General features: G+C 65.3%; 22 protein-coding genes and 2 pseudogenes. 9 read left to right on the top strand and 15 right to left on the bottom strand.

Features of this window, described 5'->3' with window-relative positions; genetic code table 11:
* Positions 1 to 890: 890 nt before the first annotated feature.
* Both IEZ17_RS39155 and IEZ17_RS39150 read left to right on the top strand, forming a co-directional pair.
* The gene (locus tag IEZ17_RS39155) at positions 891 to 2,057 is read left to right on the top strand and encodes a hypothetical protein (RefSeq protein WP_189308400.1); all 1,167 of its coding nucleotides are present in this window, start codon (positions 891 to 893) and stop codon (positions 2,055 to 2,057) included.
* Positions 2,045 to 3,136 carry a WD40 repeat domain-containing protein gene (locus IEZ17_RS39150; RefSeq protein ID WP_308427750.1) on the top strand — a complete coding sequence of 364 codons (1,092 nt, stop codon included), beginning with the start codon at positions 2,045 to 2,047 and terminating at the stop codon, positions 3,134 to 3,136. The genes IEZ17_RS39155 and IEZ17_RS39150 overlap by 13 nt, the downstream gene beginning before the upstream one ends.
* Positions 3,137 to 3,296: 160 nt before the next feature.
* On the opposite strand, the gene IEZ17_RS45140 is transcribed toward IEZ17_RS39150, so the two are convergent.
* Positions 3,297 to 3,743, bottom strand: a complete 447-nt coding sequence (locus tag IEZ17_RS45140; RefSeq protein WP_373300070.1) for an ATP-binding protein — start codon at positions 3,741 to 3,743, stop codon at positions 3,297 to 3,299.
* Positions 3,744 to 4,068: 325 nt separating this feature from the next.
* Here IEZ17_RS45140 and IEZ17_RS39140 point away from each other — a divergent pair, with 325 nt between their 5' ends.
* Together IEZ17_RS39140 and IEZ17_RS39135 are read left to right on the top strand one after the other, a co-directional pair.
* Positions 4,069 to 4,305 carry a DUF397 domain-containing protein gene (locus IEZ17_RS39140; protein ID WP_106965936.1) on the top strand — a complete coding sequence of 79 codons (237 nt, stop codon included), beginning with the start codon at positions 4,069 to 4,071 and terminating at the stop codon, positions 4,303 to 4,305.
* A 93-nt stretch (positions 4,306 to 4,398) separates the two neighbouring features.
* Positions 4,399 to 5,334 (top strand): helix-turn-helix domain-containing protein, encoded by a 936-nt coding sequence (locus tag IEZ17_RS39135; protein ID WP_189308397.1) that lies wholly within the window; start codon positions 4,399 to 4,401, stop codon positions 5,332 to 5,334.
* 12 nt (positions 5,335 to 5,346) lie between these two features.
* On the opposite strand, the gene IEZ17_RS39130 is transcribed toward IEZ17_RS39135, so the two are convergent.
* The 5 genes from IEZ17_RS39130 to IEZ17_RS39110 all read right to left on the bottom strand — a co-directional run bounded on the left by IEZ17_RS39130 (position 5,347) and on the right by IEZ17_RS39110 (position 9,949).
* On the bottom strand, positions 5,347 to 6,135 hold the full coding sequence (locus IEZ17_RS39130) for an SAM-dependent methyltransferase (protein ID WP_189308403.1): 789 nt from the start codon (positions 6,133 to 6,135) through the stop codon (positions 5,347 to 5,349).
* A gap of 359 nt (positions 6,136 to 6,494) precedes the next feature.
* Complete coding sequence (locus tag IEZ17_RS39125; RefSeq protein ID WP_189308396.1) at positions 6,495 to 6,728, bottom strand: hypothetical protein; 234 nt, start codon at positions 6,726 to 6,728, stop codon at positions 6,495 to 6,497.
* Between the two features lie 536 nt (positions 6,729 to 7,264).
* Positions 7,265 to 8,221 carry a helix-turn-helix domain-containing protein gene (locus tag IEZ17_RS44050; protein WP_268249892.1) on the bottom strand — a complete coding sequence of 319 codons (957 nt, stop codon included), beginning with the start codon at positions 8,219 to 8,221 and terminating at the stop codon, positions 7,265 to 7,267.
* A 292-nt stretch (positions 8,222 to 8,513) separates the two neighbouring features.
* Positions 8,514 to 8,780: a hypothetical protein gene (locus tag IEZ17_RS39115; protein ID WP_189308394.1), complete on the bottom strand. Its 267-nt coding sequence runs from the start codon at positions 8,778 to 8,780 to the stop codon at positions 8,514 to 8,516.
* A 554-nt stretch (positions 8,781 to 9,334) separates the two neighbouring features.
* Positions 9,335 to 9,949, bottom strand: a complete 615-nt coding sequence (locus IEZ17_RS39110; RefSeq protein ID WP_189308393.1) for a hypothetical protein — start codon at positions 9,947 to 9,949, stop codon at positions 9,335 to 9,337.
* A 649-nt stretch (positions 9,950 to 10,598) separates the two neighbouring features.
* Here IEZ17_RS39110 and IEZ17_RS39105 point away from each other — a divergent pair.
* The 4 genes and pseudogenes from IEZ17_RS39105 to IEZ17_RS43505 all read left to right on the top strand — a co-directional run bounded on the left by IEZ17_RS39105 (position 10,599) and on the right by IEZ17_RS43505 (position 14,300).
* Positions 10,599 to 10,862: a helix-turn-helix transcriptional regulator gene (locus IEZ17_RS39105; protein WP_189308392.1), complete on the top strand. Its 264-nt coding sequence runs from the start codon at positions 10,599 to 10,601 to the stop codon at positions 10,860 to 10,862.
* A 158-nt stretch (positions 10,863 to 11,020) separates the two neighbouring features.
* Complete coding sequence (locus IEZ17_RS39100) at positions 11,021 to 11,884, top strand: DUF6083 domain-containing protein (protein ID WP_189308391.1); 864 nt, start codon at positions 11,021 to 11,023, stop codon at positions 11,882 to 11,884.
* Between the two features lie 476 nt (positions 11,885 to 12,360).
* Positions 12,361 to 13,866, top strand: a complete 1,506-nt coding sequence (locus tag IEZ17_RS39090; RefSeq protein ID WP_189308390.1) for a UvrD-helicase domain-containing protein — start codon at positions 12,361 to 12,363, stop codon at positions 13,864 to 13,866.
* A 31-nt stretch (positions 13,867 to 13,897) separates the two neighbouring features.
* Positions 13,898 to 14,300: pseudogene (locus IEZ17_RS43505) on the top strand (DUF6009 family protein).
* 191 nt (positions 14,301 to 14,491) lie between these two features.
* Here IEZ17_RS43505 and IEZ17_RS39085 read toward each other — a convergent pair.
* The 7 genes and pseudogenes from IEZ17_RS39085 to IEZ17_RS39055 all read right to left on the bottom strand — a co-directional run.
* Positions 14,492 to 14,897: pseudogene (locus tag IEZ17_RS39085) on the bottom strand (transposase); the annotation flags it as partial.
* A gap of 159 nt (positions 14,898 to 15,056) precedes the next feature.
* On the bottom strand, positions 15,057 to 15,506 hold the full coding sequence (locus tag IEZ17_RS39080) for a histone-like nucleoid-structuring protein Lsr2 (RefSeq protein WP_308427749.1): 450 nt from the start codon (positions 15,504 to 15,506) through the stop codon (positions 15,057 to 15,059).
* Entirely contained in the window at positions 15,503 to 15,928 is a 426-nt protein-coding gene (locus tag IEZ17_RS39075) for a transposase (RefSeq protein WP_229853062.1), read from the bottom strand. Before IEZ17_RS39075 ends, IEZ17_RS39080 begins: the two co-directional genes overlap by 4 nt.
* 63 nt (positions 15,929 to 15,991) lie before the next feature.
* The gene (locus IEZ17_RS39070; RefSeq protein WP_229853061.1) at positions 15,992 to 17,104 is read right to left on the bottom strand and encodes a metal-dependent hydrolase family protein; all 1,113 of its coding nucleotides are present in this window, start codon (positions 17,102 to 17,104) and stop codon (positions 15,992 to 15,994) included.
* 116 nt (positions 17,105 to 17,220) lie between these two features.
* The gene (locus IEZ17_RS39065) at positions 17,221 to 18,453 is read right to left on the bottom strand and encodes an MAB_1171c family putative transporter (RefSeq protein WP_229853060.1); all 1,233 of its coding nucleotides are present in this window, start codon (positions 18,451 to 18,453) and stop codon (positions 17,221 to 17,223) included.
* 42 nt (positions 18,454 to 18,495) lie between these two features.
* Positions 18,496 to 18,894 carry an ImmA/IrrE family metallo-endopeptidase gene (locus IEZ17_RS39060; protein ID WP_229853059.1) on the bottom strand — a complete coding sequence of 133 codons (399 nt, stop codon included), beginning with the start codon at positions 18,892 to 18,894 and terminating at the stop codon, positions 18,496 to 18,498.
* 240 nt (positions 18,895 to 19,134) lie between these two features.
* A complete protein-coding gene (locus IEZ17_RS39055; protein WP_189308387.1) occupies positions 19,135 to 19,554 on the bottom strand; it encodes a helix-turn-helix transcriptional regulator in 420 nt (139 codons plus the stop codon).
* A gap of 1,189 nt (positions 19,555 to 20,743) precedes the next feature.
* Between IEZ17_RS39055 and IEZ17_RS39050 the strand changes: the two genes are divergently transcribed.
* Entirely contained in the window at positions 20,744 to 21,658 is a 915-nt protein-coding gene (locus tag IEZ17_RS39050; RefSeq protein ID WP_229853058.1) for a helix-turn-helix transcriptional regulator, read from the top strand.
* A gap of 149 nt (positions 21,659 to 21,807) precedes the next feature.
* Here IEZ17_RS39050 and IEZ17_RS39045 read toward each other — a convergent pair whose 3' ends face one another.
* Both IEZ17_RS39045 and IEZ17_RS39040 read right to left on the bottom strand, forming a co-directional pair.
* Complete coding sequence (locus tag IEZ17_RS39045) at positions 21,808 to 22,635, bottom strand: thioesterase family protein (protein ID WP_189308385.1); 828 nt, start codon at positions 22,633 to 22,635, stop codon at positions 21,808 to 21,810.
* A 30-nt stretch (positions 22,636 to 22,665) separates the two neighbouring features.
* On the bottom strand, positions 22,666 to 23,009 hold a 344-nt coding region (locus IEZ17_RS39040; RefSeq protein WP_189308384.1), incomplete at its 5' end, for a hypothetical protein.

The raw sequence follows: 23,009 nt of genomic DNA, 5'->3' as shown, positions 1-23,009 counted from the left end.
GTCGCGTCGGCGGTCACGCCACCAGGCCAGCCGGTCAGCGGACTCCTGCGGGAAGACCGACTGGACGGCGACGACGGCGAGGCCGAAGGCGAGGCAGCCAAAGCTTGCAGCGGTGAGCCACCACGGCGCACTGACGAGTGTCGTAGTCACACCGCCGACGCCGCCAACGACGGACGGAATCAGTGGTCGGCTTGTGGAGTGCATAAAGGGACCCCTTCTACTTGGATCCAGTCGGCGACTGAGCGCAGCGGCTCCTCGTTGGCGGGAGCCGCTGTGGTGCGTGTCCAGTAAGCCGGACCCCCGCCCTGCCGCCCCCGTTTCTGGTTGCGCAGTTCTAAAGTGGGCCCATGACGCGCGCTGGTCCGAGCAGGGAGGACAGCTGGTTTCTTCAGGAGCTGGCTGAGGCCATGACCTTCGATCAACTTCGGCGTTACCGGGCTGACGGGGCGATTCCTCGAAATACAAGGCGAGGGCTCGGCCGTGGCCCGGGCTCCACATCACGTGTGCATGAAGACGCACTGTTGATTGCGAGGGCGCTGGTCGCTGTGACGCGTCCCGGAAGACCGCGTGCCGAGTGCGTGTTGGAGGTCTTCGCGACCCAACCGGAGGTTCCGGTGCCGGAGGCGGGCGTGAAGAAGGCCCTGCACTGGCACATCGTGCAAGAACGTAACGGTGGACTCCATGCGCGGATTGCGAAGGTGGTCGCTTGTGCTGCGTCCCCAGAGTCAGCTTTTGAAGCAGCCATCTCGGCTGCACGGCGGGATCCTGAGATTCGCCGTCGGGTTCGTAGGGCACGGCCAGGGACAGATCTCAGGAGGTACGCCGACGCATTGGTGACGTGCGCGGTCGTTGATGTGCTCGGAGCAGAAGCTGTAGGCCAGGACGCCTGGATGGAGGACGCAACATACTGTTGGAACGTCGAACTCGGTGAGCAGACGGTTATCGGCGGGTTCGGTTCCGTGAAGCAGATGGGCGAGTGGCTACGGACCGAAAGCATCCGGGGCCAGCGGTATGAGCTGCCGGCTTCCCACACCACCGAGACGGAGCGGCAAGCGGCTGAGCGAGGGCGGGTGGACCGCTGCGGAATCGGCACGCTCCGCCGCCTGCGTGACGCACTCCTGCTAGTCAGCGCGGTTAAGGAGATCGCTCGGCACGCGGAGCAAGTGATTCCTGGAGATTCCTTCATTCCCAGCCTTCAGGAAACCTTGGCTTCCAAGCGCATGACCATCATGAACGTTCACGATTCCCTCCCCGCCGGGGAGGCCGTGCTCCCCTCCATTCGGTGGCGATCCATGGCCAGCGCAATCGTCCTGGCAAGCGATCCGCGGACGGGCTACCGCCTCGACCGCACCCTGGACCTCATCAGGCCATGGCTGGAGGATGTGCAGCAGTTGGCGGACCGGGCAGCAGCAGCGCTACCCGCCACAGCCTCCGAGGTGACTGCCCGGGCTCAGGAACTTGCGCTGGCAAATGCCCGATTGCAGCATTCCTCTCCGCATGAGGCACAGGCCCACAGCCGATTCGGGGACGTGGACTGTGCCTTCGAACTGCTGTCGCTTCTGCAGAACACCGACCATCAGGTCACGATCGAATCCTTCGAGGGGGTGGTGCGCGACCTCTCCGGGCATCTCGCCGCCCAGATGGGCAGTCATCTGGGGACCGTGCAAGTCATGCGGGGGCTGAGCACGATCATCGCCGTGTTGTCCAGCATGCAGAAGGGGTACCTGGAGGAGCCCGGCTTCCTCGACAGGGCTCGCAAGCTCATCTTGGTCTACCGAATTCCGTCCGGTCTGTTCGGCGACGTCGTCGGCGGACTGATCCAGGAGAGCAAGGGGTATGACCCCAGCGGAATCCCTCAACTACTGCCGGTCTCTCCGACTGGTGTGTACGCGTGGGCCCGTGCGGCCCAGTACCTTTCCGATGAAATCGACCTGTCTCATCCGGGACCCAGCACCGCTCTCGCAACCGTGCGTGAGCAGTTCACCGCGTTCACCGCGCAGTACGGTCTCGGCGCCCCCGAACGGCTGCTTCGAAGCCCTTCCACATCATCGCGGTAAGCGCTCGGGCTGGCACCCGTCGCGCCGTCCGCGCGGGTCGGTGGTCGAGGGCCGGCCACGACCTCACCGGCTACCGGGCCGGAGTGGAAGCGGTGACGGCCTTTCCCGGCCCTGACGGCCGCACGCTGCTCGCCAGCGCGGGCCGGGACGGTGCCGTGCGCATCTGGGACTCCGCCACCGGTGCCCAGGTCGGTGTACCCCTGACCGGCCACCAGGACTCGGGGTGGGGCCATCAGGGCACAGTGACCGACGTGGCGGCGTTCCCGGGCCCCGACGGCCGCACCCGGCTCGCCACGTGCGGCAACGACGGGACGGTGCGGATCTGGGACCCCGCCACCGGCGCCCCGGTCGGCAAACCCCTCACCAGTGACAACGGTTTCTTCGGCGGAGTGGCGGTGCTACCCGGCCCCGACGGCCATGCCCGGCTCGTCACCGGTGCCTACGGCGAGACGGTGCGGATCTGGGACCTCGCCACCGGCATGCCGGCCCGCGAGCCACTGGCCGTCCACAGCAGACGGCTGTGGGCGGCTGACGGCGGGTGGCGATGGGCGGCTTTCGCCGGGCCCGACGGCCGCACTCTGCTCGCCGCCTCGGACGACCTCGGCCTGGTGCGGATCCTGGATCCGGTTGCCGATACGGAAGTCTGCGCACCGTTGGCCAACCGGCTCCGCAACCAGAAGGCTCTGGCGGCGTTCCCCGGCTCGGACGGCCGCACCCTGCTCGCCACAGGCGACGACGAGGCGGTCCGGATCTGGGATCTGGCGACCGGCCTTCCTGCCGCGGAACCACTCACCGGTTACAGCGGCTTGGTGAACGTGATCGAGGCGTTCCCCGGCCCGGACGGCCGCACCCTGCTCGCGACCGGCCATACCGATGGCGCCGCGCGGATCTGGGACCCTGCCACCGCCGCGTGCGTCCTGACGATCCCGCTCGGATTCAACGTTCGCGACATCGCGATCGTCGAGACCGTCATGGTCCTTGCCGCCGAGGAAGGCATTCTCGCCATTCACACTCCACGTCTCCCCGTGAACGGCGTACCCGACCAGCCTCGTACTACCTGTCACTTGCGTTCGTGGTGACCAGGCTCCACCAAGACTTCCGGCCCATCATCGACCGGATGCGCCCGTAACGACACGACCGTACAGTCCCCGACGGAGCGACCAGCGAGCGCGATTACGTCGGTGCAGTCCGGTAGCGTCGAACTCCGTCGAGCCGCAACCGAGCGGGCTGTTGAAGGTCTCAGAGGTAAGAAGTCACCTCATGAGGCTTTGTGCCCTCGTGCTCCGTCGGGAGGCATGCCCAGACCGTCTTTCCCGTGCCCTCGAGTGTCGAGCAGCCCCAGCTGCAGCTGAGTGCGTCCACGACGCACAATCCGCGCCCGTAGCGGGCAAGAAGGTGTGCTGGAGCGTAGGTCGGCATGATGCTGCTGGAATCCTTGACAGCGCACGTCACTGTGTTGGCTGTGTGCATGAGCCCCAGCCATCCCACGTCGTTGGGCGATTGCTGAGTCAGCCCGTGCCGCAGGGCGTTGGTTACCAGCTCATTGGCCACCATGACGGCTTCGTCAGCGCAGGCCGACAGACCCCATGCTTGCATTGTCGAACGTGTGTGGCGGCGGACCTTGCGTAGGCCGGCTGGGCATGTGGTGAAGCGGTGTGCGGTGAAGCGAGGCACCTCAAGCCCCATCGCCAAGCCCCAGTCGGTCAGCCTGGGGGCGGCCACAGAGCGCAAAGCAGGCTCGCTCGTTGTCAACTTCTACCCTCTCGTCGACTCGTTGTGAACTATCTCGTGAGCTGGGGTGATTGAGGAGACAGATCCTCAACAGTGCACCCGTTCGGGGGAGTTCGGCCACCTTGGTACAAGGCTAATATCTCCAGCATCCCACCGCCCATGCAATTGCATATGAGATTGCATGGGATGGCGGTGCTACCGGCTGCCCGGCACGGAAGGCAGCCGGATCACTGTCCGCGTCAGAGCGGACATTCGAATAGCGCGGTGGAAAGAGGTCATGATGGAGCGCTTCGACAACGGTGTCCCGGCGAACTCGATCAGCGACGCACAGTGGCTCAAGAGCAGTATCAGCAGCGCAGTCGGCAACTGTGTGGAAGTGGCGGCACTACCCCAGGGCGACGTTGCGGTACGCAACTCGCGGTACCCCGACGGCCCGGCACTCATCTACACCCGCGACGAACTCAAGGCGTTCGTAGCCGGCGCCAAGAGCGGCGAGTTCGACCACGTGACCGCGTAAGACAAACGTAGGTCAAACCCCGCCGCGGCGGGCATGCGGACATCACCCTGGGATACTGACGCCTGCGTAGCCAGTCCCGACACAGGAGTTCGCATGCCCGCCGACCTCACGGTCCCAGTGTCACCCCTGGCTCAGGGAGCGCTCTCCTCGCAGGACGAAGAAGACGACAACCCCTTCGTTGCCGGCAAAGTACTCGGAGCGCACCTCCGCCACCTCAGGCGCAGCAACGGCCTCGCGCTCAAGGACGTGGCGCCCCAGATCCGCGCCTCCATCTCCAAAATCAGCAGGATGGAGCGAGGCGAAAGCCCGCCCAGGGAGCAGGACGTGCTCGATCTTGTCCGCTTCTACGGAGTCACAGACCCCGACCACCTGGACGAGATCCGCGAACTCCTCCGACAGTCCCAGAGCCAAACCTGGCTGCACCAGTACAGCGACATCACCCCGGGATGGCTCAAGCGGCTGATCGGCCTGGAGGACTCAGCAACCGAAATCCGCTCCTACGAGGTACACCTCGTACCCGGGCTCCTACAGACCTCGGACTACACAAGCGCCATCATCAAGGCAGCCATGCCGCACGCCACCAAGGAAGAGATACAGCGCCGACTCGAACTGCGGCACCTGAGGCAGCGACTCCTCGACAGAGCCACTCCGCCTCGACTGACATTCTTGCTGGACGAAGGCATCCTCATGCGCCCCGTTGGCGGCCCACAGGTCATCCGACAACAGCTGGAACACCTACACCGCCTGTCCGAACGCGACGGGGTCGGCATCCAGATCGTCACCTTCGAAAAAGGAGCCAGCATCGGCCCCGGTGCTCCTGTAGCGCACATGGCCTTCCCTGCTAACGGCCCGTCAGAACTGATCTACCTGGAACACATCAACAGCGCCCTCTACCTGAGCAAGCGATCCGACGTCGAGTCCTATCGTCACGTACTCGACGAGCTCGCCGTCGTCGCCGAGACACGACGGAGCACCAGGGTGCTGCTGGAGAAAGCGATCGACAAGTTCCGGTCCCAAGAACAGCGATGACGCAGGCCGCGTTCAGCGGATCATGCCGACTCCGCCGTACTCGTGGCATACGTGCGGCGCCGGCGGAGCCTCGCCCTCCTCGGGCCGCCAGGAGGAAACATCCACCAGCCCAGGATCCAGGACATCCATGCCGTCGAAGCACGCAGCGACCTCGCGACGCGTCCGCACCCGGCCCCATTCACCGACGCTTCCCCGCATGAAATCCGTGATGATCGAACGTACTTGAGCATCCTCACTGCTGAGTTGGCACACGACGACGAAGCTCCCCGGCGCAAGTCGCTGCGCAACGCGCCGCACCATCCCGATCGGATCTACCTGGTCAGGTAAGCAGTGCAAGACGGAAACGAACAGCGCAGCCACCGGACGCCTGAAGTCGATCAGCCTCTGCACCTCGGCATGACCGAAGATGCGGTCCGTGTCCGTCACATCTGCCTGGACGACCGCTGTCTCATCGTTCTCCTCCAGCACAGCACGTCCATGCGCCAGGACCATAGGGTCCTTGTCGATATAGATGACACGCGCATCCCGATCCACCCGCTGAACAACCTGGTGCACATTGTCCTGCGCCGGCAGCCCGGCCCCATGGTCAAGGAACTGTCTCACACCATGTTGCTCAGCCAAGAGCCGGACAGCCCGCCTCACGAACAGCTTGTTGCTGCGCACCAGCTCGCCGAAGCTCGGAGCGAGTTGGAGAAGCAACCTCGACGCGTGCCGATCGGCCGCGTAGTTGTCCTTGCCCCCCAGGAGCCAGTTGTACATGCGCGCCACACTCGGCCGGGTGACGTCAATGGCATGAGAAATGCGGCCATCTCCCTGATTCTCCCGCCCCCTTGCGCATCCGCCGGAGACGTGTCACTACTGCAACACCCGATGCTAGAAGGCATGTCAGGGAACAGCCAGTACACGAAGGAGGGATGAAGAGCGCTGGGGAGCAATTGCCCGCGCCGCGGAGTGAAATCGGCACCGGGCGCACCCTCGGAAGCCGTTCCTGGAGGACCGGAGCACGTGGGGAGCAGACACCTGCGTGCCACCCGGGCAGCTTCCTCGCCGGGCCTGCCTCGGCCAGCCGGAAGCTTACGAAGAAAGAGCTCTTTTCGCAGAGCAAGACGAGAGCAGGACGCCGGCTTCGTTGGGCCGGTGACAGAAGGGCTCGAGCAGAGTCAGGCCTCGTCGAGCGAGCGGTCCGCCAGCCGCTGAAGAACAACCAGGGCCGACTCGTCCACCCCCATGAGATCGGCTGCGCCCGACAGCGACATCCCCAATCGATCCCGCAGGAGGACGGCGTCTGCTTGAAGCACCGGCAGCACCTCGTACAGGGCGTCGACGTCGATGCTCGGACAGAGCGAGGCAGAGCGGACCGCGGAGACGGTGTGACCCAAGACCTGCCAGGACACCGTGCCAGGACACGAACGACCAAGCACCTCTGCCCAGATGGCCGACAGGGCACTGAAGGCTGCCACAACTGCCCCGTGGCCCAGGGCCAAGGATCCCAGGCGTTCCTGGGCATATCGCAGGTATTTGTGCTCGTACAGCAACTGAAAGGCAGCGAAGCCTTGTGATGCTGATGGTCGCAGGGAACGACTACGGTCATCTGCTGCCGAACACAGCCGGGCGAAGGGATACGGTGGACGGGTCATAAGGTGAGATCTCCGTTGATACCCCGTCAACAGACGGGCGAGCCCTGCATGGCAAGGCAGTTCAGGCCTGTCATCGCCAGGCCAAATCATCGTCTGCTACCCAAGGCCGCAAACGGTTGGGCGGGTGAACGAGACGCGCTGTGCTGTCTGGAGCGAGCTTTCTCGTGGCCGCTTGAGGTCGATGCGCATCAGGTGCTGGGAACCTTGCAGCGGTAGCCGGGGTGCAACCGAGTCGATGCAACCCTGCGAAGCCCACTCAGCTCGAGGTGCGCTGCCCGAGAAACCACAGCGAGTCAAGCAGAACTTCCGCCGGCATCGGGGTCGGATCCGGGCAGCACCCACCGGGACAGACCATCAGGCGGGAAGTGCACCTGAGAAGCGAGAAAGGCGTAGTGGAACTCTTCCCACAACCGACGGAAGTCTCCCGGATGACCACCCAGTTTCGCTACGAGAGCACCCGTTGTTTCCCAGTCAGGGACGACATTGCCCCGCAAGACCTCCGTCACGGTGGCAGCTGACACCTGCCCCTCGATGGTGACATCCTCAAGGTCAGGGCAGAAAGCCGCCAAATACAGGCCGCGGAACGCGTCCTGCAGACGTTGCGCCGCCCCCTTCACCGTCTGCCGGGGCGGGTGCGCCCCACCTTGAGTGCTCTCCCACAACATCCGCAGCTCGGACGCCTGCCCCCCGAAAATCGTCGCCAGCATGTGCACCACCGCCCAGCTCGGCACCCGGTCGCCGGCCAGCACACGTGAGACGTAAGAAGGGGAGAGATCGGCCTGCTGCGCCGCATCAGTGATGGTCATGCCGCTTTTGCGCTGCAGGTACGAGAGCGCGGAAGCCAGCTTGTGTGAGCCCCCCACTGCACTGCCCGCCCCCGCCGTAGCCTCCGGTTCGGGGGGCACCGCCTCGGCGAAGCCATGGCGCCGGGCACTGTTCTGGTGAGAGCGGCAGGGACATTGCTCCTGGGCGCGACGCGTCAGAAGGCGCTTGACCTTCCGCTCGCCCCATCGATCCCGTGCTGTCTCGACGCTGACACCTGCGGCAGCAGCCACAGCCTCCCAACTGGCGCCATCAGCCCGAGCGTCGTGCACGGCTGCGGCAGTGTAATACCCAACCTCACGTCCCAGATCGGTGGCGTGTTCCAGCAGTACGTCTATCGGTAAGTGCTGGTGCTCCGCTGCCACCAGACGAGCCGCCAAGACGTGGACACTTTCAGAAACCACGCGGCCCCACGAGCAGGACTCCATGGTTTGAGGAGCAGGGGTTGCGCCGTCACGTTGACGCTGTGCACGTCGTCGACATGTGGGGTTGCAGTAATCCTTCTTGCGTCCCGGGCCTGTCCGTTGCAGGAAACGTCTCCCGCAGTATGCGCAGCTCCGGTAGCCCGCTTGGGGACTCACGGTGTGTTTCTCTCCCCGGTTTGGTGATTTTTATGAGAGCGCAGAACGCAAAGACGCCTTAACTCTCACGTGCCAGCCGCCCATCGCAGGAGCCCCTGCCTTCGAGGTACTGCGTGGTCAAAGACAGGGGCTCCATACCTCACTTGAGGCGAATCCGCAGGTAGCGGACGTAAGAGCCGCGGGCAAGGGCAGCCAGGGCCAGGGAGGACGCACCCGTCAGAACCGCCGTCACGGTCCCGCCGGTGACGGGGAACAAGACAGCCAGCGCCGCGATGAAGGCGCTCATGCGCACCGTGACATCCCAGACATGCAGCACCCCGGTTTCGGCGTAGACCGGCCGAGGAATGCTAAATTCACGCGTCGCCGCAGGCAGGAACACAGAGCCTCGGCGAAGTCGGTCGAACATCAAACCACCTTGTCTCGATCGCAACGTACCCCCGGGAGTGGATGCCGCCACTTCCCGGGGGGTATCCCTCCATTGGGATGAGATTGAAGCTACAACGCCGACAATCTCTTACGCCATCGCGCGACAGCGCCATGCAAATCACCAAACTACTTGAATACTTAGCTAATTGGCCGCCACTCACCGTGCCCACATCTGCAAATGGAGAAATTTCAAAGGGACGCGATCGCGACGAGGTCGCAGCTGCGACAACTTCAATCACAAGTGATCGCTTTCTTCTAGAATTAGCGAATTCAGTTGCCGATTCGTCGTCAGTGTGGTTGGTGCTCCTCGGGGGATAGGTGGCTGTCGCGTGCCGCTCGATCGAGTGAACAGATCGCCTCTAGGTTCACGCACAGATGCAAAAAACCGGGCCTCGCCTCCGAACGCGCCGATCGTCGTGCACTGGCCAACGTCGTGAGGTGGCCCAGGTTGAGGGTGCTGAATAGCCCCCGGAGTGGGGCGCCCTCCGGGTCGGCGTGCGCAATGTCGCCCGTGCTTACAGGCCGAGGCGGAAGTCAGCCTGATGGGACATCGTGGTGGGGGAGAGGGTGGTTGCTCCAGTCGGCCAACACGTGCCCAAGGCTCCAGGTAATGTCCTCTGATCCAAGGTCATAGGACCATGACCGTGCTGCTTGGGCGGTAACCAGGCGGTCGAGAGTGGCAGCCAGGCCGTCCGGGGGGACGGCGCATACGCGTCCGATCCGTTCAGCCTCGATGACGCCTTTGATGGTGTTGGGGCAAGAGTGCGTGGCAAGCGTCAGCCCTACCAGCTGTTCCGAGGCTGATAGTTCGCGAAGTGCCGGATGTGAGGTCAGGCGCAGCGCCGCGTGCGCGGCCTGGGTACGGCCTGCCCGCCCTGGCGCCTGCGTCAGGACGGTGGCGTCGAGTAGCTGCGCCGCGATCCGGCAGATGTCGGTCGGCGGGTGAGGGCGGGGAAGACGGACGAGCCATCCGGCCTTCTCCAGCGCCTGCCATGGGCCTTGCTGCTGCGCCATGCGCATGCCGCGCAGGAGGCCCACCGGAAGCATGAGCTGCCCTGAGCCGGTGGCGCGCAAAGCGCACTGGACGGCAAGCAGCCGGGCATCGGCGACCACTTCGGGGGGTAGCGCGGCGGCCAGGTAGCTGAGCATCTCGCGGATGCGTACCACTGGCGAGGGAGCGGTCCCTCGGTTGCGTCGCTTCTTCTGTCTCGACTCACACCTGCGGGGCAGCTCCAAGGCAGGGCCGGAGGCGGCTTCGGGAACGACGGCGCTGTGTGCGGTGGCCTGGGCGCATGCGGTGCAGGCATCGGCCAGCCGCCACAGGCGCCCTCCGCTCTCCCGGGTCAGTACCAGTGCGATCCGGCCCGAGCAGCCACGATGCCGCGGATGCCATGGACAGCCGCGCTCCTGGCACTGGCAGGTCCGCAGATGCACCGGGAGGGCGTCACGGCGGGCATGGCCGGCCAGATGCGCCACCACGGCGGGCCGCGCCGCCGCCTCCGAGTGCAGTGCCCCGCTGGCCGGCGGGCAGTGCGGGCAGAGCATGACAGGGCCGCCGGGCTGCGGTCGCAGCTCGACGGTCCAGATGCGCCGCACGGGTCGTCCGGTCGCGCACAGCCGCATGGACGCACGCCTTTCTGTCTCATCCGCGTCGGCCGCCCTGTCGCGACGCCTGCTGGGGGAGGGGTGGGCGGAACGGTAGTGCAGACCTCTGCCCTGGCTTGCGTGGCCGCCACCTGCGGAAATAGCGCAGAGGTCTGCACTGACAGGGCAAGGGTCTGCACCGTCGGATGGTGGAGTGACGATCTTCCCGCCCGACCCGAACCTCACCGCCCTGCGCCTCGAGCTGGGACGGCTACGGGGCGAGCGCGGATGGTCCTACGACGAACTCGCCCGCCGCAGTGGCCTGGCCAGACGCACCCTCATCGAAATCGAGCAAGGCCGCACCATCGGCACCCTCAAAACCTGGCACGCCCTCGCCCACGCCCTCGGCGTCCCCGTCGACCACCTCCTCAGCACCCTCTGCGATGGGCATGCGCCCCCGGCTGACACCGTCGAATAGCCCCCACGGTCCAGCTCCTACAGATCACCCGATCCAGTAACCTCCTGCGAACGCGCATACGTAGATTCGAATGCGCTCACGTGGCGATTGGCCCGTACGCAGGACCACAGCGGCACTGACACCGTGTTCCCGGCGCGCCTCCTGCCACCTTCACGGACATGCGCTCCACCACTACCTCGTCCGCCCGCCGATGGGACGGCAGCCCACTTCGCCCACATCATCGTCAGCGCGCCCTGCGCGTCGCCGCGGACAGCCCCAGCCGGCTCCTGCGCTCCGCCCAGTCCAGCCGTTGCCGGGACTGCGGCAACCGCATCGACTGGCACACACGCACCAACCACAACCCCATCAGCCTCCACCCCCACGAGATGCCCGCAGCCGGCATCCCTGCCACGCACTGCTGGCACGTCAGCTCCGGCATCGCCCACCCTGCACACGACGGCACACCCTGGTGCCGCGTCCCCCACATCGCCCTCTGCCCCACCCGGCCCGCCAGCGCCCCTCTCACCCCCCAACTCGCCGAAATCCGCCGCCGCCTGGCACTCCGCACCCGGCGCCTGCTCGATACCGGCGCCTTCACCCCGCCACCCATCCAACCCACACCGTCACCCCACGGCTCATGCCGACCGGCACGCCCCGTGGTCCAACTTCTTTGTTGCCGATACCTCGCCCAGCGCCCCGTCGACGACATCCGATGTGTCGTACAGACCCGCCTACGTAACCGCTGCACCCATCCCGTCCTCGCCCCAGACGTACCGACGGGCATCTGGACACTCGTGTCCACCACACCGCAGTACGGGCAACTCGCCCTTCCGGCATCGGAGATGGCCGTCTACAGCCTCAATCACCTGCCCTACTCGGAGCAGCAGCGTTGGCGAGCTCAGCGATGCCCTCTCCACGCAGCGGCCTCACAGGCAGCCGACCTGGCGGTGGCCGAGTGGGAGCCCTTCGACCCTCTCCTGCACGCGGCGCACATCTGCACCCGCCTGCCCCACACCCCGACCCGCACGCCCAGGCACCGGTGACGATGCGGTACCACCACGCCCTGGAGATCACGCTGATCCGGCCCCTGGCGGCCCCCGAACTCCGCCGTACCGCCCGGGCCTGGCCACTTGCGGCCAACAGCGACGCCACCCGCCTGATGACCCTCGTGGCCGCCGAAACCCCCGACCGAGCCGTGCGCCGCCGCCTCCACCGCCTCCCCGCCCGGCTGCCCATCGACGTCATCACCACCCACTACCCGGACGCGAGCGGCCAGGTCCTGCTTAACCTGGTCTTGACACCCGCCACCCACAGCGCCCTCAAAGCCGGTGCACGCCGCGCGGGCCAGCCCCCGAACGCTTCCTGCACCTGGCCCTCCACCGCGCCCTGGCCGAACATGCCGACCAGGAGGCCGACCGCCTCGACCGCGCCGTGCGCCACCTGCTCGCCCGCACCACCCCTGCGCCCTGCTGTCCGCGGTCGGGCACGCGCTCACCCGTCTCCCCGAAGGACCCACCCCATGAAGCCGACCGACGAACAGACGGCAGCAGCCGACGCTTTCCACGCCGGCGACCACCTGGCCCTGCAAGCCGGTGCGGGCACCGGTAAGACCACGACCCTGGCCCTGCTCGCCCACGGCACCAAGCGCCGCGGTCACTACCTCGCCTACAACCGGGCCATCGCCCGCGACGCCGCCACCCGTTTCCCCACCACCGTCACCTGCAAAACCGCCCACGCTCTGGCCTTCGCCGCCATCGGCCACCGCTACACCCGACGCCTCAACGCACCACGCCGCCCCGCCTGGCAGACCGGACAAGACCTCGGCATCACCAAACCCGCCCGTATCGGCGAACGCGAGGTGTCACAACGCACCCTGTCCAACGCCGCCCTACGCACTGTCACCCACTTCTGCCACTCCGCCGACTCCACGATCACCCACCATCACGTCCCCCGCCTCCGCGGCCTCGAAGACCAACCCCTGCACAAGCAACTGGCCCAGCTCATCACGCCGTTCGCCCGCAAAGCCTGGGCCGATCTCCAGCACCCGGACGACGGAAAGGTTCGCTTCGAACACGACCACTACCTCAAGATCTGGTCCCTCACAGACCCGAAGATCGACGCCGACTTCCTGCTCCTAGACGAGGCCCAGGACACCAACCCCGTCGTCGAGCAGATCTTCAACAACCAGCGCAGCCACGCCCAGCTCGTTATGGTCGGCGACTCCGCCCAGGCCATCTACCAATGGCGCGGCGCCAAAGACGTCATGACCGGATTCGACGGCACCGCCCTGGCCCTATCAAAGTCCTTCCGCTTCGGCCCCCGCCTCGCCGACGAAGCCAACCGCTGGCTGGCGATCGCCGACGCGCCGATCCGCCTGCAAGGCAGCCCTCAAGTCCCCACCGAACTCGGCATCGTCGCACAGCCCGATGCCGTGCTGTGCCGCACCAACGTCGGCGCCATCACCGAAGTCGTCCAACTCCTGGCCGCCGACTACAGAGTCGCCTTGGTCGGGGGAGGGGAGAGCCTGCGCGCTCTGGCCCTGGCCGCCCGCGACCTCAAGGAGGGCCGCCGCACCAACCATCACGAACTCGTGCTGTTCACCTCTTGGGGCGACCTGCAGGACTACGCTGGCCATGACCCGGCAGGCCGTGACCTGCAGCCACTGGTCGACCTCGTCGACCAACACGGCACGGACGCCATCCTCGCCGCAGTCAACCAACTCACCCACGAAGGCCAGGCACAGATCACTGTCTCGACCGCGCACAAGGCCAAAGGCCGCGAATGGCCCAGTGTGCGGATCGCAGGAGACTTCCTACCACCCCGAGACAGCAACCAGCAGGACGACTCCGGACGCCCCATTCCTCGCCCGATCGACGACGCCGAAGCCCGCCTCGCCTACGTTGCCGTCACCCGAACCCGCGCCCGGCTCGACGTCGGCGGCCTCGCCTGGATCGACCACCACCCCGATGGAATCCGGACGACCAACGCAGATCCTCCAGATGCCGCTGACGAACAGTGTTCGTGACCTCGCTGGCTAATAGGGCGTGTCCGGGACTTTGTGTAGCGCCCTGATCGACCCCGCGGACCTCACGCACGAAACCGCCTCGTGTGGCTCGAGGACATCACCCACCTCGACTACGTCCGCCAAAGCCTCGACCGAGTCTCCAGCCGCCGCCACCCCCCTACCACCGCGACGGCCGCCTGGTGGGCTACGCCATCCTCGGCGCCACCGCCAAAGCCTCCCGCGCCTCTGGAACCTTCCTCCGCCGCGTCTTCTAGCTCGCACCCCACGACCGCGACCAGCAGCCCGACGGCCTCTACGCCACCGGCGCCCCCTCCGAAGCCGTCGACCCCTGCACCCTCCGCCCCCGCACCAAGGGATACAAGACCGAACGCTCCGAAGGCGGGCCCGCCTCCGACGCCATGCGCGAAATGGGCATAACACTCCCCAAGTCTTGAACCGTAGGCGGACGCCAACAGACTGTGGCCGGAGCCTCAGATGCCATCGGTGACCAGCCCGGGCCCGGACACCAACGAATCGATCAACCGACCGGTAACGTCGCTGCCAGAATCACGGGACCAGTGAGCCCGTCTGATCAAAGGGCTCCGGACCCGGTGGTGCTTCAGGCTTCACCGGTCCCGTGACTCACCATTAGATGGTGCTTGCTGCCCGGTCTGCTCCGGTCGACCGGCGAAGGTCCGGTGTGAGCCCCCCTTGAGGGCTCTGACATGCGAGCCGTCCACTGCCGCGTCGCCCATATCCAACAGACCGGACCTGCGAAGTTCGACCAACAGTGTCTCGTGCAGGCGGGGCCATACGCCAGCCTCGGTCCAGTCCCGCAGGCGACGCCAGCAGGTCACCCCACTGCAACCGATCCGCTCGGCCGGGACACCCTGCCAGCTCATTCCCTTGCGCAGCACGTAGACGATGCCGGCCAAGGCGACGCGGTCGCCCACCGGCAACCTGCCGGGGAAGCGGCGCCGCCGCGGCGGACGGGCCGGGAGCAGCGGGGCTATCCGCTCCCACAGATCATCAGGAACAAGATCGTCTAACACCTCCGGTGATGCGACGTCCCTCAGTCGGGAATGGGGGTGTGTACGACGATCGGTGCTGCCATAAGTGCAGGATCCGCCCACGACCGGGCGTGTGCATGTCGTCCGTTCATACAGGGATGCCCCTCACCGAACTGTGAGGGGCATCCCTGTATGAGGAGGTCAGTGGGCCTTGGCGTACGCTTCGCGCACTTCGGCCGGCACCCTGCCGCGGTTGCTGACGTCATAGCCCGCTTCCTTGGCCCATACGCGGATGGCGGCGCTGTCGTCACAGCTGACGGCAGTGACCTTGTGGGACTTGCGGGTCCTACCGGTCTTTCGCCCCGCCTTGGTGAATGGGGCCATTGCCTCAAGCAGCTGGTCGTAGCTGTCAGGGGCCAGGTCGATCTCGTACTGCACACCGTCAAGGCTGAAGGTGTGGGTGGCCTCCGAGGATTCTTCACCCGTGAGGTCATCCGTGTAGATGGCTACAACTTTCTGGGCTATGGCGCGATTGTAAGAGCTGGCAGCGCAGCCACCTCTCGCCGCGACGGTATCTCTCAGGGAGGGGAGGATAAGGGCACAGCCAGGAGGAGTGAGGTTCCGTGGCAGCCCCGTTGCCGCTGTTCTCACCGTCTCTCGACGACGGCCGAACCCTTCACGACCTCGCGCACCGCCTCGAACACTCGGTTCGGCCGGGCCGAGCGGCACAGCCGACGGCGGAAGTAGGCCAGCAGCGAAGGGTCGAACGCGGTGTCGTTAAGGCCCAGACCACACGCGGCGTTCCACCGCAGGTCACACCGCAGCTCCTGGACCGTCTCGAAGTCCGACAGCCCGTGCAGGGTCTGCAGCGTGATCACCGCGGCCAGAATCTGCGGTGGCATACTGAGCCGACCGTTGCGCGAGGAGTACGTCTCCGCGAACATCCAAGCCGGGAACAGCGCCCCGCGATGCTCGACCAGGAACGCGAACACACTCCCCGCCGGGGTCAACTCCCGGCAGATCTCCCACACATCCGGCCCGACCGCCTCCCCGGCCCACTCTCCTTGAACCACAACAACGATTCTGGCCCCAACGCACAAGCGCTGGGGCCAGAACCCAACGTCTCCATCAGCCTTCTAGTCGGGGTGGATGAGGCGGCCGGCTCGGATCACGGCTTGGATGTCGAGCAGTGTTTCCAGGTGGTGTAGGGGATTGTCGGTTACTGCGATGAGGTCGGCGTCGTAGCCGGCGGCGATTCTTCCTTTGCGATCGGCTAGTCCGCATGCTTGTGAGGCGAGTGTGGTGGCCGAGGCCAGGGCTTCGGTGTTGGTGAGGCCGAGGGAGGCGAAGTGGATGATCCCGTGGGGGAGCACGCCGTGGGGTTTGCGTGGTCCGGCGCCGGCATCGGAGCAGCAGACGAGCTTTGCTCCCTCGCGGTGCATCTGTGCGAAGTTCTCGCTCCGTTGCTCTACTCGCCTGGCCATGTGTGGTGCGACCATCGAGCCTGTCGGGAGCCATGCTTCGGTGGCGCCGACGAAGATGCCCGCCTGCACTATGGCCGTAATGGTCTTCCAGTCGGGTTCGATGCCGTCCTCGGTGAAGAAGGAGACGTGTTCGATGCCGTCGACGCCGGCTGCGACGGCGTCAGCGATTCCTTGGGGACCGTGGGCATGCGCGGTGACTGGCCTGCCGTGCGCATGGGCTGTTCGCGTTGCCGCTGCAAGTTCGTCGAGTGTGTACTGCGACTGATGCGGCCCCCATCCGGGAGTGATCACGCCGCCGGTTGCCATAATCTTGATTACGTCGGCGCCGCGTGCGATGCGCTCCTTGACTGCGGCCTGCACGGCCGTGATGCCGTCGGCTTCGCCACCCAAGAACCAGCAGTGCCCGCGAGACCGCGTAATGGGCGGTCCTGCGGCGAGAATCTCCGGTCCTACCTCCGTCCCGGCCGTGTAGTGGTCACGCAGTGATACTGCGAGATGATGACGATCGCCAAGGTCTCGTACGGTGGTGATACCCGCCCGCAGCTGTTGCTCGGCGTGGACGCGCATGCGTGCCAGGGTCGTGTGGGCATCTTCGTCTGCCATCGCCTGCTTCGACTTGCTGTTGGGGTCGAAGGCGAGGTGTACGTGAGAGTCGATCAGCCCGGGCAACAGCGTGGCGTCACCGAGATCCAGAACGTGCAGGTCTGCAGAAGGATGCGCCCCGGTCATGTCGACACCTACAATGCGCGAGCCATCGATGAGCACAAGTGGGCGCCCGGATCGCAATGCGTGCCCGTCAAAGAGCCGCGCCGCGCGGACAGCCCAGGTCCGTCGATGCTGAACGTGTCCTTCACTGCTGGCAACCACCCCGATGCTCCTCCTCACCGTTCAGTCCGCTGACTGCGGCGATCATTCACCGATGCCGCGACAACCGGTGAGTGTGCGAAGGCTCGCGCGAGCTGCGACAGCCAATGAGCTTCACTGGCTAGATCGTCACCACCGGATAGATCGGAGAGCATGGGAACGTTATGACTGGCTCTTGACTCAACTGGAGTGGAGCCTTCCTTCACTTTGGCCCCCAACGCTGCCTTGAGCTGGGCCGCTTCAACCACTGCCCGAAGTTCATTGCGGGCTAGGCCAGCTTCCCTGCCCAGCTTGGCCGTCCTCACTGCTACCTCAGAATTCATGTAGGGGCGCAACGCAATCTGCCCGTCACGGATCTCGATGATCCGGCGATACAAGCGATAGTTCAGATTTGACAAGCTCGAAGCCGGGGGATGTAGCACGATCTCGGGAAGCTCTTGATACATCGCGAGCCACAAGGGGTGAAGGCTGCGGTAGGTTCGGTAATTGATCCACCAAGCATGCAGGGCCGACAGGTGAGGTCCCCAGGACGGTATGGTGAGACCGCCGACGATGAGTGGTATGCCAATCCCCGCGCCCAGTAATGTCAACATCTCCCATTTCAGTGGGTTGAGATCGAGTTGTTCGATGACGACAGCCGAAGCTCGGTTCACAAAGTTGATCGAATAGATCAGCGCACCTATGGCGGTGATGCGCAACCCACGGCGCAGCCATGGGTGCCCTGCGACTTCGGCGTATTTGCGACACAGGCGAGCGATCTCGACCAGTGCCACCAGCAACGTGCTCACATATAGGAGCAAATACACGGCTACCACGGGCCGATGAGCGTTCTGCACGAGATAGTGTGTTGAGCGTCCTGATGACCCGGCTGCGGCCGCTATCCACAATGACAGCATCGTCAGCATTATGATAACGGCTATAATAAGTCGCCACCGAGCTCTCGGCCACGCCTGCTCGGGCGCGTGCGCCCAGAACACCAGCACTACGAGCACTGCAGCGCTGAAGGCCACGCCACCAAGAAGGTGTATGCACAGTGCCGCTATGTCAGGTATGCCAAGCTGCCGGTCAACGGCCAGAGATACCATAGGCGTTGCGAGCACGAACGCGATGCCCTTCAAAGCGAAAGCGGTCAATAACGCGAGCAGCGCCGGGGTGCGCCGTTCGAACCTCAGGCCGCGGATCTTGTAGAAAAACGCCGCCCAACATAACGCGGCAAGCAAGGGGAATACAATGCTCTTGGCTCCAGTCACAGCAACTCCAAAGGACAGGTGGGTCAGAGGCCGGACCTACCTCTATGACGTGCTGGTTGGAGAATTCTTTAGCGAGCTTTCAATCCGTGCAACGGTCTCGGCGGCCTCGGGGGGCACCGTCCAGGTGGTTCCGGGTGACCGGCGATTGGCTCGTTCGAGAATTAACGAGGCCATGATCTCCGCCTCTTCCTCCTGTATGTCGGAGTAGGTGGTGCGGCCGAATATATCGCGCAGCAGCTCAGGATTGAGGTCCGGGAACAGCTGGTTCATGGTGGCCTTGTCGAGTTCACCAGTGCCGCGATGACAGCAGATCATATGGGCGAGTTCGTGGGCGATGATGTGCTCCTGGTGCAGTTTGCTGGTGTTGGCCTCGTAAATGATGTAGTCGGCATCGTTGGTAGCTATCCAGAGTCCGCAGGGGTCGGACGCTTGCATCACCATGGGGATCAGGTGGATCGGGTGCCCCCGTTGCCGGCCGAGGTGTTCGCACAACGTCCTGGTGTCAAATGCCCCTGGAAGCCCTAGGCTCGCCAGCCTCCGCTGGCAGTTTTCCAACAGCTGCGCCGACCGTTTACGTTGCGTTCGGTTAACACATCGAGGTGATTTGGCCATGGCCTGGCGTCACTCATTCCGTCTTGAATCCATCTGTGGCTGCCGCGCCGGTCTCGGAGTGAGGAGCGATCAGGATCCGCTGGTCTGTTCCGAGTCGGCCTTGGGCTGACGCATCTGTGTGATCTCCTGGATGATGCGGACCATGGATTTGCGGGTTTGATCGTCCAGATTCATGATTCTCAAGGCGACATCCCGTACATCCGCGTCGCGCATCGCGGTAGCCAATGCGAACTGGGACTCAATGCGGGCGGCTAGATCATCGTCGAAGAAGTAGGCGACCGGCACACGGAAGAACGCTGCGAGAGCCTCAAGGTGCCGCTTGGTGGGGTTGTCGCGCTGCCCGGTCCGCAGCTGCCAGACGTAGGTCTTCGAGAATGTTCCGCCGCTCAACTTGCTGCAGCCACGGGCGACTTCTTCGTAGGTGTACTCACGTCCATTCGTCCGGATCGTGGTGAACAGTCTGTCGATTTTGTCGGCCAGGGATGACATGCAGGCTCCTTACGTGCGCCAGGATGACCGCCGTACTAGGCCAAAATCCATACTAGTTGACAGAGTTCATCTGTGTCTCTACGGTACAGACGCTGTCAGCGAAGGTGGACAGGAGGTCCTTCTCTGTTTGCTCGCATGAACATGGTCCTGCGTGGACAGGACGTCCGTCTCGCCCCAACCCCTGCGCTCATGTCTCTGGCAGGTGAACTGGCACGTGATGCATGATTTCCCTTCCTCAGTGAAGAAGCAGATAACTGCAGTTTTTTGCTCCTGTCTTGAGGTCATGGGAGCCAAGGGTGTCGTCCGCGTGCAGACCGTCCACGGGTGGCACGTTGCCTCGCAGTTCGTGCAATGCGGACTTCTTCGCCCAGGTGGCGCCCGGCGGCCTCGCCCAGCGGTCTGTCGATCCCGGTACCTTCGTCGGCCCACAGCGGCGACACTTGGTGCGCCTGGAGGCGCTATTCGTTCCGGGGTCTTCCTTGCTCGGGACCAGATCCGCACTGGGTGTCAGCCAGCGCTCGGGGTACGGAGAGGGGTACTGCTCGTGCCCGACGTGTTGGCCGGTGCAGCAGAAGAGCATCGTGCGGGTGGCGGCGAAGGGGAGCCCTGTCACACGAAGCTTGTGCCTGTCAACTCCTTTCTCTCACCCCACCTTTCGGTTCTGGAGGGGGAGAACCCACGACACATCTGCGCCCTGGCCGAGGTGCAGACGGCGCTGCCTCCGATCGTGGTGCACCGCCCCACGATGCGGGTCGTCGACGGTGTACACCGGCTGCGCGGCCGCACTGCGCGGGGACGACGGGTACATCGAGACCCGGTTCGTCGAGGGCAGCGCAGAGGGCGCTTCCGTCCTCGCCGTCAGGCTGAACTCTGGGTGCAGCATGCCACTTTCATACACCGACCGCGCAGCCGCAGTCCTGTGCATCATGGCCAGCCATCCGCTCTGACCTTCCCCTCGTAGCTTGGCCTCGTGGTGCTTGAGTGGTTGTCCGCGGCCAGTCAGACTCACCAGAGACATCGATGATCAAGTGATTGCGGCGCGATTCGCAGGCAGTCGTCTCCCGTCACGGAGTCATCGCCCATCGAAGGCAGTTGCCCCATCTCTGACGAATGAGGAACCATGCTCGAAGCCCTCGGCTTAGACCCCGCAGCTGAGGTTGTCTACTGTTCACTCCTCGATTCACCACAAATGAGCATCGAGGAACTGTGTCACCGTTCGGATCTCACCGAGAACGCCGTACGGGAGGCCCTCGACGGACTTGCCAGAATGTACCTACTCCGCCCTGCCGAACCGGGGTCCGACAAATTGCGCCTGGTCGACCCCGCCACCGGTCTCAGCGCCCTGCACTCGCGCCGAGCGGCGGCCCTGGCCCGCCGGCAGAAGGAACTCGACGACGCCCGGGAGTCGATCGCCCTGCTGGCATCGGAGTACGGCACCTCCCGCCGGGACTTCCTGCCCGAACTCGCCGAACGCCTCGACGGCCTCGACATGGTCCGCGAGCGCTTGGCCGAACTGGCCGAGAACGCCAAGGACGAGTGCCTGTCGTTCATGCTGGGCGGCCCGCAGAAACCCGACGACATGGACGCGAGCGAGCCGCTTGACCAGGTCGCCCTGGAGCGGGGAGTGTCCCTCCGCAGTGTCTACCAGGACAGCCTGCGCAACGATGCCGCCACCACGCGCTACGTGCAGTGGCTGTCCGCCCTGGGCGGAGTGAACCGCACCGTGCCCAGCCTGCCGATGCGGCTGGTGATCGTGGACCGCAAGGTCGCCCTCATCCCGCTGGTGCCTCGCGACGCCACTCAAGGCGCCCTCGTCCTGCACAGCGAGGGAGCCGTCATGGCGATGGTCGCCCTGTTCGAGGAGGTCTGGCGGCATGCGACGCCCTGGGGCACTCCCGTGCGCAAGGACCAACGCGGTCTCAGCACCCAGGAACGCGAGCTGCTCCGCCTCCTCGGCGAGGGCAACACGGATGAGATGGCCGCCCGTCAACTGGGCGTCTCCCTACGTACGGTGCGCCGACTGGCCGCCGACCTGATGACCCGCCTCCAGGCACGCAGCCGCTTCGAAGCCGGTGTGCTGGCTGCCCGTGAGGGCTGGATATGAGTCGATGCTGAGAGGCCGGGAGCACGGGCGCCGGACCGCCGTCCAGCGGCCACGATGCCCGGTTCCGGGGCCTTGGGAGCCTTCTCCCTCGTCACGTGGTCCGAATCGGCCGGGGCTGCGCCCCGGCGATCGGTCCCCCCGACGTCACCTCACGCACCGACGGCTGCCTCCAATGCGCCGTGGAGTACGGGCTCCCGCCGCTCTTCGGTCGGATCCACGATGCGCCGGGTCTGGAGGCTCACGCCCATCAGGGCGCCGTCCGGAGTCCACAGCCGGCCGGACTCCAACGTCCAACCCGCGTCCGCCTGTTCCGTTCGCACCTCGATCAACGCCCATCCGTCAAGGCCACGCTCGGCGATCCGATCGGTGAACCGAACGGAGATCTCCGCTGAGGGAATCGGCAGCGGCTGTTCGAGAACTCCGTACAGCGCGGGCGGCATCGAGTCGAGGAGCACGACTGCGGCTTCGGCCGGTTCCAGTTCGAGGTCTTTCAATCGGATCCACGCGCTGAGCCGAGCGTCGTCACCGCCTTCGAGTGCCCGGACGCCGGGCGCCATCCGGATCTCCAGATGCTGGCCGAACCGGACTAGATCCTCCGGCAGCTTCAACGGCGTGCAGTCCTCGACGGGCGGAATGCGCGGATACCGGTGCTCTCGGTAGCGCTCGATGCGTGCGTCGTCAGAGTCTCCGAACAGGCTGGTCACCGAGACTGCGGGAACACCGTCCTGACGCATCGTCGAACGGATGACGACGCTCGACAGGTTCCGTTGTTCGGTCTCCGCCGACAGGCGCAACGCGCCGGTGGTGACCGGCGTGAGGAACGACGCGTGCAGGGACCGGGGGAGCATGGATCGGGTCCGCCGAGCGGCGTGCCGGAGGGCGATCGCGGCGAGCAGGCCGCCGTGTGCAGAGTGCCAGGACCACCAGCTGGGGTTGAGGGGCGGCAGGTCGATGTCACCGTTGGTCCAAGTTGCCATTCGGGGCTCCTTCGTTCGTGAAATGTCGCTCTACCGTTCGTGATACGTAGGCGTCTGGTGGGACATGCCTGCGTGGGCATCGATGAGAGTGAGGATCTCGCCCGGGGTGGCGGGAACAGCCGGGACCGCCCCGAATCCGCCGCCGCCCTCTGAGGTTCGGGCCATGAGCCACAGCGACAGCATCGAGCGCAGCCGCAGCTCGACCGCCGTGTGCTCGTCCGCCCCGGGATAGTGCCCGGACAGAAGCCCTTCGAGCCGATCGACCTCCTCGACGATGGATCGGCTGCCGGGCGTCGAGGCCGGAACGCCATCTGTCTGTGCGTCGGCGGGTTGGTGTCGGGGGGTGAGTTGTTCGGTGAGGTGGGTGGCGATGG

It is taken from the genome of Streptomyces albospinus, from assembly GCF_014648695.1.
GTDB classification, from domain to species: Bacteria; Actinomycetota; Actinomycetes; order Streptomycetales; family Streptomycetaceae; genus Streptomyces; species Streptomyces albospinus.
This window is presented reverse-complemented; position numbering and strand designations above follow the sequence as displayed.